Here is a 16783-nt window from a genome sequence, read left to right as displayed (position 1 = left end):
TATGCACACCTGAACCCGTTTTTTTGCGAGCGCATCATGTCACTTCAGAACACCAGCCGCCCACAGTGGCTCACTTTCGACTGCTACGGTACATTGATTCAATGGGATGAAGGCCTGCGGGCCGCCGTCGGCGAAATTCTCCGGCGCAAGCATGGCAGCGAAGTCGACCCGGCAAGACTGATCGCAGTCTACGACCGGCACGAACATGCACTGGAGCAGACGCCTCCGCATCGCTCGTTCCGCACGGTAGCCGGCGAAGGCTTGCGGCTCGCGCTCGAAGAACTCGGTTTGCACAGCGAGCCGGACGACGCCGGCGTGCTGACCGATAGCATTTCCGCGATGCCGCCGTTTCACGAGGTGGTTGCCACACTGCGGCGGCTGAAGGAAGAAGGCTATCGCCTGTGCATCGTGTCGAATACTGACGATGACATCATCTCGGGCAACGTAGCGCAGCTTGGCGGCTACATCGACCGAATAATCACCGCGCAGCAGGCGGGCGCGTACAAGCCGGCGCGAAGACTGTTCGACTATGCTCACGAGCAACTCGGTGTAACGAAAGACGATGTCGTGCATATTTGTGCGAGCCCGCATCTGGACCACGCGGCCGCGCGCGATATCGGTTTTCGCTGCGTGTGGATCGATCGCGGAACGGGGCGTTCATTGCTGCCCGACTACACGCCAGACGCAACGCTCGCGACACTCGATCAGGTGCCGACACTGTTCACTACTCTCGGTTGGTAAATTTCAGGGGCAACGATCATGGCGCATACACTCTTATCCACCGGCTCCACGGCGGCGTCACGCAACGTGCGACTCGATGCAGACGCGGTGATGCAGGCCCGTATCGAACTGGCCGCCTGTTTTCAACTCGCCGCGCGGCATGGCCTGGAGGAAGGGATTTGCAATCACTTCTCGGCCGTTGTGCCGGGCCACGACGATCTGTTTTTCGTGAATCCGTATGGCTACGCGTTCGCCGAAATCACCGCGTCGCGACTTCTGGTTTGCGATTTCGACGGGCATGTTGTCGACGGTGAGGGCAAGCCTGAAGCCACTGCGTTCTATATTCATGCGCGGGTACACCGATTGATGCCACGCGTGAAGGCTGCGTTTCACACGCATATGCCGAATGCCACTGCGCTGTGTCTGCTGGAGGGTCCGCCGCTGCGGTGGCTCGGGCAGACGGCGTTGAAGTTTTACGGCCGCACGGCCGTCGATGAGCAGTACAACGGCCTGGCACTGGACGACTCGGAAGGCGACCGGATCGCCGCCGCGATGGGCGAGGCCGACATCCTGTTCCTCAAGAATCACGGTGTGATGGTGGCGGGGGCAAGCATCGCGGAAGCATGGGACGACCTGTACTACCTGGAGCGCGCCGCAGAGGTGCAGCTCAAAGCGATGAGCTCCAATCAGGCACTCAAGCCCGTGCCGCATGATGTCGCGCAGCGCGCTTACGAGCAAATGCGTCTTGGCGATAAAGAAAGCGCTCGCGCGCACCTCGACAGCGGTATGCGGGAACTACGCAGGTACGGAATTGCGTTCGACAAGTAAGATCGACGGCAGACCGGCAGGCACTGTCACCTATTCGCTGACATCGAGCGGAAGCGGAACCCGCTTCCAACGTGAATTCACGTATCGCGCGCCTACGTTGTGGTTCGCGATTCTTAACTGGCTCGTGCTGCGCGCGCGGATTCAACTGGAATCCGACACGGCGGTTTCGCAGCTAAAGCGCCTTCTGGAAGCAGCGCAGCATTAGCCGACTCGCTCGGCTGGTGTGGCGACTTGCGGTTTCGCGGCCGGCGGCGATCGGCGGATACGTTAGGCAAGCAGTGTTTTAACCAGCGCGTTTGTCGAGGGCGCGTCGAACTTCTTCAACAGCTTCCCCCGAAAGACCTCCACGGTGCGAGGACTGATTCCCAACGCGATTCCGATCTCCTTCGCGGTCTGGTTCTGGATCAGCAGTGCCGCCACATCGCGCTCGCGCCTGGTCATTGAATTCTTGGCGTCCGCAATCAGCTTGTTGGCGGAACTTGCACCGCCCGACAGGCTCGTTGCGACACCCATCTCCGAGAAGAACCACAGCGCCTCGCGATACGGGTCGTCCCGGTGTTCACTGACACCCGTCACGTTGACCCAGAAAAGTTCGCCGTCGGCACGCTGCATGGCGCGCGGTTCCGCGATGCGGCCGAACTTCTTCAGCGCCGGAATCACGCGTGCCCCGAACCGTTCGAACGCCACCTGATTGGGGTAAAGCATTCGGACTGACTGCCCTATCAGGGTCTCGCTCGTGGCGCGAAACATGTCCATGAACTGCAGGTTGCAAGCGAATATCACACGCTGACGCGTGACCATCAGCGCGACCGGTACGTGCCTGAAAACCTGTTCATAGTCGATCGGACCAGACGCGGGCGCGGCAGCCGGCATGCCTTTCATACGACCTCCTCACAGTAAGGGTGACTCCATACGTAACCGATACGTATTGTTGTACGTATCTTGCACTCCTAGACTTCTACGTGCAATGACAATTAACCCGTTGAATTGGAGGAAAAAATGGACGACTACAAAAATCGCTCGTACGGAGCGGTCGAGATTGGTATGAAGGGTAAGGTCGGGATCGTCGTGGTGGACTATCAACTGGCTTTTACCGAGTCGAAATACCCGCTTGGCGGCGCGCCACTCGTCATGCGCGGACTGGAAAATACGGCGCGTCTTCTGAAGGTGGCTCGCGCGCACGACGTGCCCATTGCGACATGTTTCACCGCTTACAAGACCGAGCGTGATATGCCGCACTGGAAAATCGCCGCTGTCCGCGATCAATTCAGGCTTGACCATCCGAGTTCCAAATTGGACCCGCGCATCTACGATAAGGAATACGACGTAGTGGTTTGCAAGTTCGGACCGTCGATTTTCTTCCAGACGCCGGTGGTGCCGTATTTCATCAGGGAAGGCGTTGAGACAGTTATCATCACGGGCTGCAATACGAGCGGATGTATTCGCGCATCCACGATAGACAGCTTCCAATGGGGCTTCCGCACCATCGTTCCGGAAGACTGTGTGGGCGATATCGAAGAGGGCCCGCACCGCGACAATCTGCGCGACGTCGGCCGACGATATGCGGACGTGTCGAGCGCCGACGAAGTGATTGCGTATATCAAACAGTCGACGAGATAACGCACGGCAATCAATAGCCGGTATCGGCTTGTGCAAGGACGGCACGCTTATCCGAGGCGTCCGTCAGCACACCGGACCGGCGCACCACTCGACTCAGCGCGTTCAACTCGACGGTCGGCTCTGCGGACCTGAATGAACCCGTACTTCCCGCTCCGCCCCTGACCCGAATAGTGTCCAGCTCGGATGGCCGGCGCGCGCTCAATTTCCCACGGAGTTTCCCATGATTCACGCACGCACTCTCGACGGCACTCTCGTACCGGATGAAGTCGAGCACAGCATGAGAAGAATTGCCGTCGCAAGTGTCATTGGCACGACCGTCGAATGGTACGACCTGTTCGTCTTCGCGACTGCTTCGGCCCTCGTGTTCAACAAGGTGTTTTTCCCGGGTTTTGTGCCGTTGATCGGCACCTTGCTTGCGTTCGGCACGTTTGCCTCGGCGTATCTGGCGCGTATTGTCGGCGCGGCGCTGTTTGGCCATTTCGGCGACCGGTTGGGACGCAAGTCGATGCTGCTCGTGTCGCTGGTGATCATGGGCATGGCCACGTTTTGTATCGGGCTCCTGCCCTCTTACGCGTCGATCGGCATCTGGGCGCCGTTCCTCCTGCTCACGCTGCGCATCGTGCAAGGCCTCGCGCTGGGCGGCGAATGGGGCGGCGCGGTGTTGATGGCAGTCGAACATGCGCCCGAAAACAAGCGCGGGCTTTACGGTTCGTGGGTACAAATCGGCGTGCCGGCAGGTACGTTGATCGCCAACCTCGTGTTTCTGCTGAGCAGTTCACTGCTGCCCAACGCCGCGCTGCTTGAATGGGGATGGCGTCTTCCTTTTCTCGTCAGCGTATTGCTGGTCGCCGTCGGCCTTTACGTTCGCTTGAACACGTCGGAAACGCCGTCGTTTCGTAAGATCAGAGACACTGACGCCCAGCTCAAGGTGCCGTTGGCCGAGTTGCTGGGCAAACACTGGAAACAGGTGCTGCTGGGTGGCATCGCCACCATGTCGACCGGCACGTCGTTCAACCTGATCGTTGCGTTTGGACTGACCTATGGCACGCAAACACTTGGTTTTTCACGCAATGCGATGCTATCCATTGCGCTCATCGCCTGCGCGCTTTGCATTGTGCTGTTGCCCGCGTTTGGACGGCTTTCCGATGTGATTGGGCGCAAGCCTGTGATCGTCGGTGGAATCGTCGCCGAGGCATTGCTCGCATTTCCGCTCTTCTGGCTGCTCGACACGCGCGAGTTTTCCTTCGCGTTGCTCGGATATCTGCTAATGATGACCGCTTTCGCGGCCAACTATGGGCCGATCGCCACGTTTCTCGCGGAACTGTTCGGCGCTCAGATCCGGTATTCCGGCCTGTCAGTCAGCTACATGCTGTCCGGACTGTTGGGCAGCGCCGCGACGCCGATCGTCACGACAGCACTGCTGTCGGCAACCGGAAAAGGTTCGTCGGTTGCCTGGTTCATGGTCGGGTCGGCGGTCATTTCGGTTGCCGCGCTGCTGCTGATTGCGGAAACGCGGAGGAGGGATGCGCGTACGGCCACCTCGCTCAGCTTCTGATCCACCACGTCGGCGCGTTTCTCACAGCCAACGCGCCCTACATGCCCCAACGCAACGACGGTGTATGCACCGGGCTATCCCAGTGGCGCGTCATTTCGTCGTCCAGCACACATAATGTGATCGACGCGCCCGCCATCTCCAGCGAAGTCGTCAGTGCGCCCACCTGGGCCCGGCCGATCTTCAGGTCGCGTTGCTGGAGCCATGCTCGTGTTGAATTGAATAGCAGGTAAAGTTCGCCAAGCGGTGTTCCACCCAGGCCGTTGACGAGTACCAGCAATTCAGCTCCGGCCTGGGGCTTGAGGTCATCGACGATCGCCTTGAGCAGCTCTCCCGCAATCGCATCGGCCCCCGCGAACCGCGCCCGGCGCCGGCCCGGCTCGCCATGAATGCCGACGCCGACTTCGATCTCGTCGTCGCCGATCTTGAACGTCAGGGTGCCGGCCGCCGGCACGGTGCAACTGGTGAAAGCGACGCCCATGGACGCCGTGCGCTTGTTGATCCGGTCGCCAAATGCCTTGCACTGTTCAAGGTCTGCGCCGCTTTCCGCCATACTGCCAACCAGCTTCTCCACTATCACCGCACCCGCGACCCCGCGCCGCCCAGTGGTATAACTCGAGTTCTCTACGGCCACATCGTCGTTGATCAGCACCATCGCGTTCGGGACCTCCGTCATCTCGGACGCCATTTCGAAATTCATCAGATCACCGGAATAATTTTTCACGATGAACAGTACCCCGGCCCCGGTATCGACGGCGGCGGCAGCAGCCATCATCTGGTCCGGTGTGGGCGACGTGAATATCTGGCCCGGACAGGCGGCGTCGAGCATCCCGTAGCCGACAAAGCCCGAATGCAGCGGTTCATGTCCCGAGCCGCCTCCCGATATCAGGCCCACTTTGCCAGGCTTCAGTGTCTTGCGCCTCACGAACACGGGTTCGTTGTTGAGCACGACCAGGTCGCTATGCGCGGCGGCAAATCCCGCCAGGCTTTCGGCAAGGAAATCGTCCACATGGTTGATGAATTTTTTCATGGTCTGGCCTCCATTCACGGTTGATTTCGCGCGAGGTGCGCGCACACCGCCGCAATCATGATCTGACTGGAACGCGCGCCGGGATCAATATGACCACGCGAGCGTTCGCCCAGAAACGATGCACGCCCTTTGGTCGCGAGCATGTCGCGGGTGGCGAGCATGTTCTCTTCAGCCACCCGTGGCAACGTATCGAGCACCGTCTGCCGCAAATTGGGCGCCCCGGTGGCGGCCAGCTCGCTAAAGCGCGCTGCGACCGGAATCAGCACGTCCATCATCGTCTTACTGCCGACCCCCGTCTTGCCCCGCTGCCCGACCGCATCGACGCCGGCGGAATAGATACGCGCAAAACCCGCAACGTCCAGAGGATTGTTCGCGGCGGCTTTCGACATCCCGCTCAGCAAGGAAAAGAACAGCGGCCCGGATGACCCGCCGACCGTCGACAGCACCTTGCTCGCCGCCCGTTCCAGCGCGACGCCGAAGGTTTCCGCTTCGATGTCCGCGCGCATTGCAAGCAATGCCTCCATGCCGCGCAGCAGGTTGAAGATGTGATCGCCATCGCCGATCTGCTGGTCGAGTAAGGCGATTTCGTCCGAGTGTTCTTTCAGCGCTGCGTATGCGGCGTCGATACACTCCATGACCGTTTTGCCGTTCATGTCGGGATCCTCCTGCCGTCTGCACGGAAATATAAGAGGCTGCGAGCGGGCAGCGACACCCGCACCGACTGCCCGGGGCTGAAGTTGCGTTCGGCCATGGTGGTCGCCACTACCGAAGTTCCGGCGCGATCCAGAATCAGCAGATGACGCAACGGTGAGTATTCGAGCACCTTCAGGTCCAATGCGCCGCGCGCCTGATTTGTGCCGGGTGCATCACGCGCGTCGCCGTCGTGCAGCACCACGTCTTCAGGACGAATCGCCACGGTCGCGGTGCCGGCCGGTACGCCAGCTGATTCGAACAGGGTGGGCGGCAGCAGGTTGATCGGCGGCGAGCCGAGGCGCTGCGCCGCGCTCAATGAGGCCGGATTACCGTAGACGTCGCGCGGTGTGCCGAGTTGTACCAATCGGCCGTGTTCAAGAATGCCGATGCGGTCGGCTAGTGTGGTGGCCTCCACCTGGTCATGCGTGACGTAGAGAATGGTCGCGCCAATCGTACGATGGAGCCGCTTCAGCTCGATGCGCAATTCCTCGCGCAGTTTTGCATCGAGCGATGACAGCGGTTCGTCCATCAGAAACACTTTCGGCTCGCGCACGAGCGCACGCCCGATCGCAACGCGCTGCATCTCGCCGCCCGACAAATGCGTCGCCATGTTGTCGAGCTTCGCTTCCATATGCAGCATCTTCGCAACCGCTTGCACGCGCGAGCGGACCTGTTCCTCGCTGCTGCGACGACGTGGCGAACGCAGTGGAAACGCCAGATTGCCGAACACGGTCAGATGCGGATACAACGAGTATTGCTGAAAGATAAACGCAACATCGCGATCGGATGGATGTACGCCGGTGGCGACCGCGCCGTCGATCAGCACGTCGCCGGCATCGGGACGTTCCAGTCCCGCGATCAGGCGCAGCGTTGTGGTTTTGCCCGCGCCGCTCGGTCCGAGCAGCACGACGAATTCGCCGTCTTTCACGTCGATCGACAGGTCGTCCACCGCTACGATGTTGCCGAAGCGCTTCGATACATTGCGTAGCTGGATTTCAGCCATGACCCTCTCCGCTGACAGAAAGCGTGGCAGCAGCGCCCGGCAGCAGGCGCTGAGTAGCGGCGTCATACAGCAGCGCGCGTTCTTTCCGAAATGACAGACCGATGGTCGTGCCCGCGGCAACACCATCGTCTTTGCTTGCCCGCACACGCACGACGCCCAACGCAGTTTCAACCACCAATATCTGGTGCGAACCGAGATACTCGTCGGCGATCACCTGACCGCGCAGCGGACCGCGCTCGTCAATCATGATGTGCTCCGGTCTGATTCCCAGCAACACGCGCGCGGCAGCCGCATCGCAACGTGGTACGGAGACCGCTGCGCCATGCAGACTCACCTGCTCCTGGCCCGCGATAACCGCTCCGTCGACCGGCAAGAAATTCATGGGTGGACTGCCGATGAAGTTGCCGACGAACACAGTGGCGGGAAAATGATAGATCTCGTGAGGCGAGCCCGCCTGCAACACCTCGCCCTGATTCATCACCACAATATCGTCCGCCATGGCCATCGCCTCACTCTGATCATGTGTGACGTACACCGTGGTGGCGGTGAGCGCGTTGTGCAGTTTGCGCAACTCCAGGCACATCAGTTCACGAAAGTCCGCATCGAGCGTGCCGAGCGGTTCGTCCATCAGGAATGCTTTCGGTTGCCGCACGATCGCGCGGCCGAGCGCCACGCGTTGCCGGTCGCCACCGGACAGGCCGCCCGTCTTGCGATCGAGAATGCTCTCGATGCGCAGCATATGCGCCGCTGCATCGACGCGGGCTGCAATCTCGCTGCGCGACACGTGTTCGTTCTTTAGCGGAAACGCGATGTTGTTGCGCACGGTCATATGCGGATACAACGCGAACATCTGGAACACGAAGGCAATATCGCGTTGACGCGCGCGCAACGCCGTCACGTCCTCCCCATCGATCAGGATCTGCCCGGAAGTCGGCAGCTCGAGACCCGCTATCATCCGCAGGGTTGTGGTTTTTCCGCAGCCCGATGGTCCGAGCAGCACGACGAAGCGTCCCGCGCCGATGATCAAGCTGGTGTCGCGCACCGCGACAAAATCGTCGAAGCGCTTGTGGAGATGAGCGAGAACGATCGTGGACATGATTCAGTCAGGGAAATGGCTGGTAACGACGAACGCGAGCGCACCCACCAGGATGACCGGAAACGACCAGGTGAAAAGAGCCAACGAAAACGGCTGCACGAGCATTGCGATACCTAAGCCAATCAGTACTGTCGACGCACCCTCGCTGTACCTGCGACGTAACAGCCAACGGTGCGGTGGAATGAATTCGCGTTTCATTTGCGCACGGCTCCGAAGGTGATGCCCCGCAACAGATGCTTGCGCAGCAGAACGGTGAAGAAGAGAATCGGCAGCACAAACAATGTGGTTGCTGCGGCAACGGCCGGCCAGTCCTGACCGCCCTCCCCGATAATGAATGGAATGAACGGCGGCATGGTCTGCGCATCGCCGCTTGTCAGCAGCGAAGCAAATGCGTATTCGTTCCATGCAAAGATCAGGCAGAAGATCGCCGTGGCGGCAATGCCCGTCATCGCTTGCGGTAGCACCACCTTCACGAAGGCCTGCAAACGTGTGTAGCCGTCTACCAGCGCGGCCTCCTCATACTCGCGCGGAATCTCATCCATGAAACCTTTGAGCAGCCATACCGCGAGCGAGACATTCACCGCCGTGTACAGCACAATCATGCCGACATAGCTGTCGCTCAAGCCCAGCGCGCGATACATCAGGTAGATCGGAATGGCGACTGCAATGGGCGGCATCATGCGTGTAGAAAGAATGAAGAACAGCAAATCGTCGGAAAGCGGCACCTTGAAGCGCGAAAACGCGTATGCCGCCAGCGTGCCGAGAAATACCGCAAGAAACGTCGAGCCGAATCCAATCACAAGCGAATTCACGAAGCGCGGCAAAACCTTCGAAGGTCCGGCGATCACCATGTTGCGCTTGCGCACCTCACGCTCATACCAGGTCTGCGCAGGCGGCAGGCTTGCAATGAACTCCGGCGTCTGCCGCGAGCGGATCGTGAACAGGTTCACATAGCCTTCCATGGAAGGCTGAAACAGCACGACGGGCGGATACGCTATCGCATCTTCCTGCGTCTTGAAGCTCGTCAGGAAAATCCAGATCATCGGCAACGAAGCCGCCAGCGCGTACGTGATAACGACCGCCGCCGCGAAGCGCTTGGCTCGCGGAGATGACGCCACCACGGAATGTTGAGTCGTAGTCGGTCTCATCGCTGTTTGATCCTGTTAAGTGCCTTCACGTAGATATTCGCCGCACCGAATACCGTCACGAACAGGATGATTGCGAGCGCCGACGAATAACCCGTCTGCCACTTTTCGAACGCGGCACGCTTGAGCGTGATCGATACCGTTTCAGTCACAGAACCTGGACCGCCGGATGTCAGCAGGTTCACCATATCGAACATCTTGAAGTTTTCAATGCCGCGAAACAGCACCGCCAGCATCAGGAACGGCATGGTCATGGGCAACGTGATCGACCAGAACTGTCGCCACGGCGTTGCGCGATCCACTTCCGCCGCTTCGTAGATATAGTCGGGAATTGAGCGCAGGCCCGCCAGGCAGATGAGCATGACGTAAGGTGTCCACATCCACGTATCGACCATCACAATGGTCCACGGTGCGAGCGATACGTCACCGATCATCTGGAACGATCCCGGCGCGATGCCGGTGAAGAAGCTGACGATATCGTTGAAAAGCCCTGTCTGCGGTTGCAGCAGGAACGTCCAGAAGTTGCCCACAACTGCGGGCGATAGCATCATCGGCAGCAGGATTAGCGTGGTCCAGAAGCTATGTCCGCGGAACTGCCGGTTGATCAGCAGGGCAAGACCGAAACCCAGCAATACCTCCAGCCCGACCGACCAGAAAACGAAACGCGCGGTCACCTGCATCGCGTACCAGATATCTTCGTCGTTCAGAATGTCGATGTAATTTCCGATACCGACAAAACGCGCCGGTACGCTCGGCATGTTCGACTTGAAGTTGGTGAACGACAGTCGAAGCGCCCAGAGCAAAGGGAAGATATTGATCGCAAGCAGCAGCAGAACGGTCGGAAGAATGAAGATCCACGCGATCGCCCGATCCGACAGCCCGCTTAGCCGTTTCGAAATGCGCATTGGCGCACCCGCTTCGAGACGCGTGGAAGAAAAAGGCTTGTCTGCGAACATGCCTGACTCCTTTAAGCGGACCGGAGACAGGCTGCTCAGCCCTCACCGGTCCAGTCAAGTCCAGCTAAACGCTATTACTTTCCCTCTTCCTTAAAGACCTTGTTCCAGTCTTTCACCAGCAGATCCAACGCCTCTTTAGCCGTGCCCTTGTCGGCTACGACGTAGTCATGCACGCGTTTTTGCATGTCGAGCAACAGTTCGGCATAAGCGGGCTCCGCCCAGAAGTCTTTGACGATTGCCATCGACTTCAGGAACGCGGGTGCGAACGGCGCGCTCTTCGGAAAGTCCGGCGCATCGACCACTGATTTAGCCGCCGAATAGCCGCCGAGTTGCCACCATTTCTTTTGCACGTCGGGTTGCGCAAACCACTTGATATATTCCAGCGCGTCTTCCTTATGGTCCGAGTACGAGACGACTGAGATGCCCTGCCCGCCCAGTTGCGTGTATTGCTTCACCTCACGTGGATTCACGAAAAAGCCGATCTTGTCGCCGCCGACGTTGGGGTCTTTGTAAAGCCCTGGAAAGAACGCGAACCAGTTCATCTGCATCGCCACCTGGCCTGATTTGAAAGCGTCGAGTCCTTCCTGCATGTAGGCGTTGGTCATGCCCGGAGCCGTGCAACACTTATAGAGCGCCTTGTAGTATTCGAGCCCTTTCACCGCGCCTGGGGAGTTCACGAAACCATCGAGGTGATAGGGCTTCTTGGGATCCTGATACTCAAAGCCGAAGTTGTACAAGGCGTTGGTCACGCCCATCGTGATCCCCTCGGATCCACGCTCGGTGAAGATATACACGCCGTAGACCGTCTTGCCGTCGATCTTGCGCCCCTGAAAGAACTCCGCGGTCTGTTTGAGTTCATCAAGCGTCGTGGGCGGCGCGAGTTCACGGTTGTATTTCTGCTTGAATTCCGCGCGCAGCTCCGGGCGGGCAAACCAGTCTTTACGGTAGGTCCATCCGACCGCGTCAGCCATCGCAGGTAAGGCCCAGTAGTTCGGCGTATTCTTTGGCCACTCGGAATATCCCACCACCGTGGCCGGCACGAAGTCGTCCATCGAAATCTTGTTCTTGGTGAAGAAGTCGTTGAGCTTCACGTAATGCCCATTGACCGCCGCGCCGCCAATCCACTGACTGTCCCCAATGATCAGATCGCACAGCTTGCCGTGCGAATTGAGTTCATTGATGAAGCGGTCGGCATAGCTGGTCCACGGCACGAACTCGAACTTCATCTTGATGCCGGTCTTGGCCGTGAAATCTTTCGACAGTTCGACCAGTGCATTGGCGGGATCCCAGGCCGCCCAGCAGAGTGTCAATTGCTTGCCCTGTGCGTGCGCGCCCGTTGCAATGCCGAGCCCCAGCGATATGAGGGTTGCCGCCACTACCCTCGCTGACGTTAGACGTAACATGTCTCTTCTCCTTGTCTTTCTCGGGTCTCCAACCTGATGACATTCAGCGCCCATGCGCCGGGCGCCGTATTTCGGCTCTGGCGGATCAGAAGTCGGTCCGCGTGTCGCGAGCGTCAGGCATGCGCATTCTCACGAAGATAAATCCGGGTTTCCGGCGTGGGGATGGCAAGCGCTCCCCGAACGTCGTTTAGAAAGTTGATGGCGGCGAGCCCCGCCCAATGAACGATGCCGCGGACGTCCTGATCCAGGATCACGTCGATCGCGCGTTCGGATAATTGAGTGCGAGTTTCCGCGGTGCATTCGTGGCCGATCAGGACCAGACGGGCCTTGTCGCCGGACTCCTGCAATGCCGCCGCGATGCCGGAGATGCCGCCGCCGGTCACGTAGACGCCGACGAGATCCGCATGGCGCGCGCGCAAACCCTGCACGGCAAGACCGGCACCGTCGTCGTCTTCCGCGAAATCCGGCTCGGCAACCCAGCGCAGGTTGCGGAAATCCTCTTCCAGCACCTGCGAGAATCCGGTGCGCCGCTCTACCTGATCATGCAGGCGGGACGATCCCGACAGTACGGCGACCGTGCCGAGCCGCATGCCCAGGAAGCGGCCCATCAGCAATCCTGCGGTGCGACCGGCAATCCGGTTGTCGACACCGACATACGCGGCGCGGCGGCTTGCAGGTAAATCGGAGAACACCGTGACGACCGGCACGTCGGCCTCGCTCATCTCTTCAATAAAACGCTCCACCCACGGATAGTCGAGCGGTGCGAGAACCAGTGCGTCGTAGTCGACCACTTGGGCGGCGAACGCAGCGGTGTCGCGCTGCGTGGAGAAGTCACAGCGATAGAACGAAGGGGTGATTCGATGTTCGCGAAAGAAACTGGCGGACAGCGCAATGTTGCGTTCGACGTGATCCAGAAAGCGCGAGTTGACTTGTGGCAGTGCGAACGCAACGCGGAATGAACCGACCTTTGCTGGACGGCCACGGCTTGCCCGCTCGTCGCGCAGATTGGCGAGCGCCAGATGGACACGCTCGGCGGTTTCCGGTCGCACGGCATGATCGTCGCGCAAGACGCGATCGACCGTGGCGACGCTTACGCCGGCACGACGCGCAATCATCGTACGAGTAGCCGGCATGGGTCTCCTCCGGTGCCGAGCGTAGAACGGTTTTGTTTACCGAAGGTAGTTTTTCCTCGAAAAAATGCAAGCTTTTTCTCCAGGAAAAACGCGTCATTGTTTTGCTGTGCGTAGTGACGCTTCGCATTGGGGTTCGCAATGTGCAGCGGCGTGGGCGGCGAGCCCGAGGATAGAATCCGGTAGCGGACGTCTGTCCGCCTATGTGACCGCTGAACGGTGGGTATGACAGAGAAGTTTGAAGTCATCGCTTACTGCGTCGCAAGCGGTGACTGCGAGGAGATTGAGGGGGAAGTTGGGGTGCACAACTTTCACCCCATATTAAAGTTAGGATGACATCCGAACCTGCGAGAGGAGAATCATGAGTAAAGTGTTCGTCAACATTGGACTTAGCCTCGACGGCTACATGGCACCGGAAGGAATGACCATGGAGAATTGGGACAATCCTGAGTACAAGAACTGGGGCGCCAAGTGGGGCGCGCTGATGGCCTGGATCCTCAATCAACAGTACTTCCGCGAGAACCTCAAGCTCGGACCGGGGGGAGAGACCGGCCCGGTCAACGACCTGCTTCGCAGCACTACGGAGCGCATCGGCGCCAACATTATGGGCAAGCGAATGTTCGACCAGGGCGAGCGCGCGTGGCCGGAAGAAGCTCCGTTTCACACACCGGTTTACGTTCTGACCCATGAAGAACGCGAAGCCTGGGTGCGCCCGGGTGGGACGACCTTCTACTTCATCAATGACGGGCCGGAGCGTGCTCTTGAGCTCGCTCGGGAATCCGCAGGCAGTCGGGATATTCGTATTGCGGGCGGAGCCGATGTGATCCAGCAGTATCTGGCCATGGGTGTCATTGAAGAGCTCGAGATCGCCTTGTCGCCCGTGTTGTTCGGCAGTGGGCGGCGTCTCTTCGAGAACCTGCGCGAGCCCGTGCCGCAGTTTCGCATTGACAGGGTTCTGGATGGTCCAGCTGCCACACACTTGCGCTATGTGCGTCAGTGAGGACGGGCAAATAGCTGGTTGCAGCGGACAGCGCGCTGCTGCAATGTTTCAGGATATATCGCAGCGACGCGCTGGGTCGAGCCTTCGCATTAGCCCTAGAGGCCGCCACCGACAGGCAGTACCGTACCCGTGATATACGAAGCTTCATCCGAGACCGCTGCTCCGTATCCTACGGAAATTTATAATTCAGCCATGACCTTCGATACTTCAGACCGTGGCATCGCGACGCCACGGCTAACATTGGTGCCCGCGAGAGATGAGTTCGGTGGCATCTTGCGCGACTTCTATCTCGACAATCGTTCGCATCTTCAACCTTGGGAGCCCTTCAGATCCGATAGCTTTTTCGATTTGAGCGAGATTCATCGGAGGCTTCAGTCGATGGAGGCGAACTCGGCTTCAGGAAATGCGTTGCACCTGTTTCTATTCCTGGACGAAACCAGCGAATTGGTCGGCGAATGCAACTTTACAAACATCGCGCGAGGCCCATTCCAGGCGTGTCACCTCGGCTTCTCTCTCGGCAGGCGATTTGAAGGAAAAGGGTTGATGCACGAAGCCTTAGCAGCAGCGATTCCGCACGTATTCGCTAATCTCGGGTTACATCGCGTAATGGCGAATTACCGTCCGGAGAATGTGCGCAGCGGCCGCTTACTCCAACGCCTGGGTTTTGAGCGAGAAGGCCTGGCTCGATCGTATTTGAAGATCAACGGAGTTTGGACGGACCATGTCCTTACGTCCATTATCAATGAAGGACCGGGTATCTAACCTGCGAATCGTCGCAGACAGGAGCGCTTGCACAAGCCGCGGCAGACTTGATTGGCGTCCGGAGCCGGGACATAGACCGGAAAAAGATTCGGTCACGGCATACACGGAAGTCGTTTCGATTCAGGTCCCGGCGGCGGCGAAGGTCGGCCGCCGCCGCGAAGCGACCTCGCTCAGCGGCCCGTGCGCGGCATGGCTCATTCGACCAGACACGCTCGCAACATTCGCGCGAGACGATCCGCTTCACGCGCATCGACAATGTTTGCGAAGCCCATCACGAGGCCGCGCGGCGTACGTTGCGCGCGGGCGTTCGCGTACCAGATCGACAGCGGCAGCACCGCGAGCCCCGCATCGCGGGCGCGCGAGGCCACGGCAACATCGTCGACCGGGCCGTCGGGACCGTGGGCGAATTGCGCCGTGAACTGGATTCCGCCTGGTGGCAAGTCGACGATCAGTCGCTCTCCAAAGGCCTGCTCCAGCGCATGCATGATCAGCATGCGCCGCTCGCTGTACAGCGCACGCATCCGCTTCAGATGCCGCGCAAAATGCCCCTGCTCCATGAAGTCCGCCGCCGTCGCCTGAAATAGCGGCGGCGACCCGGCATTCATGCTGCGTGCCACCCGCCCGACCCGCTCGACGGCCCGCTCCGGCACGACCGCATACGCGAGCCGCAAACCGGGAAACATGACCTTGCTGAACGTGCCGCAATAAACCACGCGATCACGCCGGTCGAGGCTTTTCAAAGCTGGTAATGGGCGGCCCAGATAGCGGAACTCGCTGTCGTAGTCGTCCTCGATGATCCAGCTCGACATTTTTTCCGCCCAGTCGAGCAGCGCGATGCGTCTCGTGAGTGACAGCGTGTGACCAAGCGGGTTCTGATGCGACGGCGTAACCAGTGCGAAGCGCGCGTGCGCATCCAGACCTATGCCGCGTTCGACATCGATCCCTTCGCGGTCCACCGGCACCGGCACGAGTTGCACGCCCGTCTCGGCCAGAAAACCGCGTGCGAGCAGATAGCCGGGGTTCTCGAACCACATGCGATCGGTTGGGCGGGCGAGACTGCGCAACACGAGTTCGAGCGTCGCACGATAACCGCCGGTCACGAACACCTGTTCCGGCAGGCAGGTCACGCCGCGCGACAGCCCGAGATAGGTGGCGATATGTTCGCGCAGCGGCCGGTAACCAGCCGGATCCGGGTACGCGAACATCGCCCGTTCGCCGCTACGCGCGCGACGCGAAAGGAGCCGGTTCCATACCTTGCCCGGAAACGCGTCGAGCGCGGGCAGTCCGGGTTGCAACGGTCTTGGCTCTCCGCTCATCGCAGCGGCAATCGCCGACTGACGAGGCGCCGGCCGACCATCAAGCGCTTCGAGGGGAGTTTGCGGCGCGCCCGTTGCTTCGGCACTCCGCTTGCCGTACGCATCCGGAACACCTTGCGCCTGAGGCGGGCGCGTCACCGACGCCGGCAGCGACGGCGATACGAAGGTGCCCGCCGCGCCACGCATCTGCAGGTAGCCTTCATCGACAAGGATGGTGTAGGCCAGCTCGACCGTGCCGCGCGCCGTGTTCAACTGCGTGGCGAGGCCGCGCAGCGCCGGCACGCGATCGCCGGGACGCAGATGCCCCGCGGCAATCGCAGTCCTGAAACGCTCGCAAATCTGCAGATAGATCGGCAACTGCTGCTTCCGATCGATTTCTATGGTCAAGCCGGGAGTCGGCGCGGTCATGACGGTTTGTCGGGCAAGGGGTGAGGGAACAACATGGACTAGTCAGATCGACACTTCTTGGCACTTCTCGATAAAGCATGATTTTTCCACAATAGCCTCACGCGATGCGACTGCGGTGAAC

17 protein-coding genes and 1 pseudogene are annotated in these 16783 nt (G+C 59.9%); 7 read left to right on the top strand and 11 right to left on the bottom strand.

What is annotated here, in order from left to right:
• Positions 1–36: 36 nt before the first annotated feature.
• The 3 genes and pseudogenes from AC57B1_RS30365 to AC57B1_RS30355 form a co-directional block, all read left to right on the top strand.
• Positions 37–741, top strand: coding sequence for a haloacid dehalogenase type II (locus AC57B1_RS30365; RefSeq protein ID WP_408350470.1), 705 nt, complete (start codon positions 37–39; stop codon positions 739–741).
• 18 nt (positions 742–759) lie between these two features.
• A complete protein-coding gene (locus AC57B1_RS30360; protein ID WP_408350473.1) occupies positions 760–1548 on the top strand; it encodes an aldolase in 789 nt (262 codons plus the stop codon).
• A gap of 1 nt (position 1549) precedes the next feature.
• Positions 1550–1753 (top strand): annotated as a pseudogene (locus AC57B1_RS30355) (SRPBCC family protein); the annotation flags it as partial.
• Between the two features lie 62 nt (positions 1754–1815).
• Here AC57B1_RS30355 and AC57B1_RS30350 read toward each other — a convergent pair.
• Positions 1816–2349: a PAS domain-containing protein gene (locus tag AC57B1_RS30350; RefSeq protein ID WP_496419780.1), complete on the bottom strand. Its 534-nt coding sequence runs from the start codon at positions 2347–2349 to the stop codon at positions 1816–1818.
• Positions 2350–2547: 198 nt separating this feature from the next.
• Between AC57B1_RS30350 and AC57B1_RS30345 the strand changes: the two genes are divergently transcribed.
• Complete coding sequence (locus AC57B1_RS30345) at positions 2548–3168, top strand: isochorismatase family protein (RefSeq protein WP_496419543.1); 621 nt, start codon at positions 2548–2550, stop codon at positions 3166–3168.
• A 220-nt stretch (positions 3169–3388) separates the two neighbouring features.
• Complete coding sequence (locus AC57B1_RS30340) at positions 3389–4723, top strand: MFS transporter (protein WP_496419542.1); 1335 nt, start codon at positions 3389–3391, stop codon at positions 4721–4723.
• 37 nt (positions 4724–4760) lie between these two features.
• Here AC57B1_RS30340 and dhaK read toward each other — a convergent pair whose 3' ends face one another.
• The 9 genes from dhaK to AC57B1_RS30295 all read right to left on the bottom strand — a co-directional run bounded on the left by dhaK (position 4761) and on the right by AC57B1_RS30295 (position 13179).
• Positions 4761–5750 (bottom strand): dihydroxyacetone kinase subunit DhaK, encoded by a 990-nt coding sequence (gene dhaK, locus AC57B1_RS30335; protein WP_091805898.1) that lies wholly within the window; start codon positions 5748–5750, stop codon positions 4761–4763.
• 14 nt (positions 5751–5764) lie between these two features.
• Positions 5765–6403, bottom strand: coding sequence for a dihydroxyacetone kinase subunit DhaL (gene dhaL, locus AC57B1_RS30330; RefSeq protein ID WP_408350483.1), 639 nt, complete (start codon positions 6401–6403; stop codon positions 5765–5767).
• Entirely contained in the window at positions 6400–7446 is a 1047-nt protein-coding gene (locus AC57B1_RS30325; protein ID WP_496419541.1) for an ABC transporter ATP-binding protein, read from the bottom strand. Before AC57B1_RS30325 ends, dhaL begins: the two co-directional genes overlap by 4 nt.
• A complete protein-coding gene (locus AC57B1_RS30320) occupies positions 7439–8542 on the bottom strand; it encodes an ABC transporter ATP-binding protein (RefSeq protein WP_496419540.1) in 1104 nt (367 codons plus the stop codon). The genes AC57B1_RS30325 and AC57B1_RS30320 overlap by 8 nt, the downstream gene beginning before the upstream one ends.
• A gap of 3 nt (positions 8543–8545) precedes the next feature.
• The gene (locus tag AC57B1_RS30315; RefSeq protein WP_408350492.1) at positions 8546–8740 is read right to left on the bottom strand and encodes a hypothetical protein; all 195 of its coding nucleotides are present in this window, start codon (positions 8738–8740) and stop codon (positions 8546–8548) included.
• Positions 8737–9690 carry a carbohydrate ABC transporter permease gene (locus AC57B1_RS30310; RefSeq protein WP_408350495.1) on the bottom strand — a complete coding sequence of 318 codons (954 nt, stop codon included), beginning with the start codon at positions 9688–9690 and terminating at the stop codon, positions 8737–8739. The genes AC57B1_RS30315 and AC57B1_RS30310 overlap by 4 nt, the downstream gene beginning before the upstream one ends.
• Positions 9687–10643, bottom strand: a complete 957-nt coding sequence (locus tag AC57B1_RS30305) for a carbohydrate ABC transporter permease (RefSeq protein ID WP_091805880.1) — start codon at positions 10641–10643, stop codon at positions 9687–9689. Before AC57B1_RS30305 ends, AC57B1_RS30310 begins: the two co-directional genes overlap by 4 nt.
• Before the next feature lie 74 nt (positions 10644–10717).
• Positions 10718–12046, bottom strand: coding sequence for an ABC transporter substrate-binding protein (locus AC57B1_RS30300; protein ID WP_091805878.1), 1329 nt, complete (start codon positions 12044–12046; stop codon positions 10718–10720).
• A 113-nt stretch (positions 12047–12159) separates the two neighbouring features.
• Positions 12160–13179 carry a LacI family DNA-binding transcriptional regulator gene (locus AC57B1_RS30295; protein WP_408295092.1) on the bottom strand — a complete coding sequence of 340 codons (1020 nt, stop codon included), beginning with the start codon at positions 13177–13179 and terminating at the stop codon, positions 12160–12162.
• A gap of 358 nt (positions 13180–13537) precedes the next feature.
• Between AC57B1_RS30295 and AC57B1_RS30290 the strand changes: the two genes are divergently transcribed.
• Both AC57B1_RS30290 and AC57B1_RS30285 read left to right on the top strand, forming a co-directional pair.
• Positions 13538–14176 carry a dihydrofolate reductase family protein gene (locus AC57B1_RS30290; protein ID WP_496419539.1) on the top strand — a complete coding sequence of 213 codons (639 nt, stop codon included), beginning with the start codon at positions 13538–13540 and terminating at the stop codon, positions 14174–14176.
• Positions 14177–14368: 192 nt separating this feature from the next.
• Positions 14369–14938, top strand: a complete 570-nt coding sequence (locus AC57B1_RS30285) for a GNAT family N-acetyltransferase (protein ID WP_408350504.1) — start codon at positions 14369–14371, stop codon at positions 14936–14938.
• 194 nt (positions 14939–15132) lie between these two features.
• Here AC57B1_RS30285 and pdxR read toward each other — a convergent pair whose 3' ends face one another.
• Entirely contained in the window at positions 15133–16662 is a 1530-nt protein-coding gene (gene pdxR / locus AC57B1_RS30280) for a MocR-like pyridoxine biosynthesis transcription factor PdxR (protein WP_496419538.1), read from the bottom strand.
• Between the last annotated feature and the right edge of the window lie 121 nt (positions 16663–16783).

This window comes from Paraburkholderia sp. BGA-UO-ETr-F21, assembly GCF_059567925.1.
This window is presented reverse-complemented; position numbering and strand designations above follow the sequence as displayed.

Excerpts from the sequence above, each read along its gene's own strand:
- AC57B1_RS30345 (WP_496419543.1), top strand. The coding sequence starts at position 2,548 with ATGGACGACTACAAAAATCGCTCGTACGGAGCGGTCGAGATTGGTATG.
- AC57B1_RS30365 (WP_408350470.1), top strand. The coding sequence starts at position 37 with ATGTCACTTCAGAACACCAGCCGCCCACAGTGGCTCACTTTCGACTGC.
- AC57B1_RS30295 (WP_408295092.1), bottom strand. The coding sequence starts at position 13,179 with ATGCCGGCTACTCGTACGATGATTGCGCGTCGTGCCGGCGTAAGCGTC.
- AC57B1_RS30325 (WP_496419541.1), bottom strand. The coding sequence starts at position 7,446 with ATGGCTGAAATCCAGCTACGCAATGTATCGAAGCGCTTCGGCAACATC.
- AC57B1_RS30315 (WP_408350492.1), bottom strand. The coding sequence starts at position 8,740 with ATGAAACGCGAATTCATTCCACCGCACCGTTGGCTGTTACGTCGCAGG.
- AC57B1_RS30350 (WP_496419780.1), bottom strand. The coding sequence starts at position 2,349 with ATGGTCACGCGTCAGCGTGTGATATTCGCTTGCAACCTGCAGTTCATG.
- AC57B1_RS30300 (WP_091805878.1), bottom strand. The coding sequence starts at position 12,046 with ATGTTACGTCTAACGTCAGCGAGGGTAGTGGCGGCAACCCTCATATCG.
- AC57B1_RS30360 (WP_408350473.1), top strand. The coding sequence starts at position 760 with ATGGCGCATACACTCTTATCCACCGGCTCCACGGCGGCGTCACGCAAC.
- AC57B1_RS30340 (WP_496419542.1), top strand. The coding sequence starts at position 3,389 with ATGATTCACGCACGCACTCTCGACGGCACTCTCGTACCGGATGAAGTC.
- dhaK (WP_091805898.1), bottom strand. The coding sequence starts at position 5,750 with ATGAAAAAATTCATCAACCATGTGGACGATTTCCTTGCCGAAAGCCTG.
- dhaL (WP_408350483.1), bottom strand. The coding sequence starts at position 6,403 with ATGAACGGCAAAACGGTCATGGAGTGTATCGACGCCGCATACGCAGCG.
- AC57B1_RS30305 (WP_091805880.1), bottom strand. The coding sequence starts at position 10,643 with ATGTTCGCAGACAAGCCTTTTTCTTCCACGCGTCTCGAAGCGGGTGCG.
- AC57B1_RS30310 (WP_408350495.1), bottom strand. The coding sequence starts at position 9,690 with ATGAGACCGACTACGACTCAACATTCCGTGGTGGCGTCATCTCCGCGA.
- AC57B1_RS30320 (WP_496419540.1), bottom strand. The coding sequence starts at position 8,542 with ATGTCCACGATCGTTCTCGCTCATCTCCACAAGCGCTTCGACGATTTT.
- AC57B1_RS30285 (WP_408350504.1), top strand. The coding sequence starts at position 14,369 with ATGACCTTCGATACTTCAGACCGTGGCATCGCGACGCCACGGCTAACA.
- pdxR (WP_496419538.1), bottom strand. The coding sequence starts at position 16,662 with ATGACCGCGCCGACTCCCGGCTTGACCATAGAAATCGATCGGAAGCAG.
- AC57B1_RS30290 (WP_496419539.1), top strand. The coding sequence starts at position 13,538 with ATGAGTAAAGTGTTCGTCAACATTGGACTTAGCCTCGACGGCTACATG.